Genomic DNA, 1,405 nt, shown 5'->3' with positions numbered 1-1,405 from the left:
GTCACGGCCTCCGGGTGCGGGACCGGTTGCGGGGCAGCGCCCGGCCACGCCGCTTCGGCGCCGGGCGGCGGCTCCCCGATCAGCTCCAGCAGCGCCTCCAGCCGGCGTTTCCCGGTGACTTTGACGGCCGGGACGTCGGCCTTCGGACCGGTCAGCTTCGCCGCGACGCCCAACGGCGTCAGCGCCTCGACCAGCCGCTCGTGCATACCGGGCGCGAGCGGGTCGACGCCCAGCAGGTAACCCTGCGTGCCGGGACGGCCGCCGGCCAGCGCCCACATCCGCAGCATCGCGCCGCTCAGCCGGAACCCGTCCGGCACCGCCTTGCCCGAGTCGTCCTCGACCGGGCCCGCGCAGCCCTCACGCAGCCACCGCAGCGCCAGCGGCAGCAGGTCGACCCGGAAGGACGTGCGGACCTGCGGACGGCCGCAGTCGGCCTTCGAGACCTGGGCGTCCGCACCACGGCAGCGGAACTCGCCGGCCAGGACGTGGGCCCGCCACGGCTCTTCGACGACCACCGACAGCCGGGCGGCGGTGCGCCCGAAGCCGGTGATCTGGCCGTGGCAGCACAACAGGCCGGCCAGGTCGCCCAGGCCCGGCCCGCTGGCCTCGGCGGAGAAGAGCGAGATCGTCCGATCCACCGCGCCATACTAGAACACAAGTTCGATTCGCGGGAGGTCTCGCGGGAATCTTCAGCCAGCAGGCTGATCCAACCGGCGGCAGGCCGGAGTGCGCTGTTCCGCCGCGGCGAGGGCGGGGACGTCCTTGAGGCCCTTGAGGTAGTCGAGGGCGTCGATGCGGTCGAGCGTCGCCCTGGCCTGGCCGAGGGCCTCCTTCGTCGCCGCGGCGTTCCCGCGGGCCGCTTCGATGCGCTGCCGCGCGTTCTCGGCGTCCACGCGGATCGCGGTGAACTGCCCGATGACGTCCTGGCGCCCGCCGTCCGCCGACGGCAGCGGCGGCGCTCCGATCGCGTTCAGCCCGGCCAGGCTCTGGTCGAGCCCGTCGACGACCGAGGCGAGCAGGTCACTGGACGTCCGGGACGCCTTCTGCGGCGTACTGGGGTCGACGGCCGGCAGCGACGCGAGCGCGCCGACCAGGTGCGTCACCGCGTCGCAGTAGCCGCTCGCCCAGCTCGCCACCGGATCGGGCCGGGGCGACGGCGTCGTCACCGGAACGTCCTGGTCGCGCGGCGGCGCCTGCACTTCGGCGGGCTGCCCGCACCCGGCGAGACCGATGGCGATCGTCGTGGTGAGAGCGGCGAAAACGGTCGTCCGCTGCCGCACTCGCGTACCTCCTGCCCGACGACGTCCCGGCAGGCCCGACGGTACCGACTCGGTGGTGCTTCGCAAGTCGCCGGGCCTTTCTGGGACGGGCAGGCCCCGGGCCCGGTGCGCCGCGACGCGCACCG

General features: G+C 74.6%; 2 protein-coding genes. Both read right to left on the bottom strand.

Annotated elements, in window-relative coordinates; translation table 11 throughout:
- The coding region (locus ACWEVN_RS47890; protein WP_452055716.1) for a hypothetical protein at positions 1 to 638 on the bottom strand (638 nt) is incomplete at its 3' end.
- Positions 639 to 689: 51 nt separating this feature from the next.
- Positions 690 to 1,280, bottom strand: a complete 591-nt coding sequence (locus tag ACWEVN_RS47885; protein WP_452055715.1) for a hypothetical protein — start codon at positions 1,278 to 1,280, stop codon at positions 690 to 692.
- Positions 1,281 to 1,405: the final 125 nt, after the last annotated feature.

The sequence above is a fragment of the Amycolatopsis sp. NPDC003861 genome, from assembly GCF_053605405.1.
The sequence above is the reverse complement of the archived record's forward strand: the minus strand, read 5'-3'. Positions and strand labels throughout refer to the sequence as shown.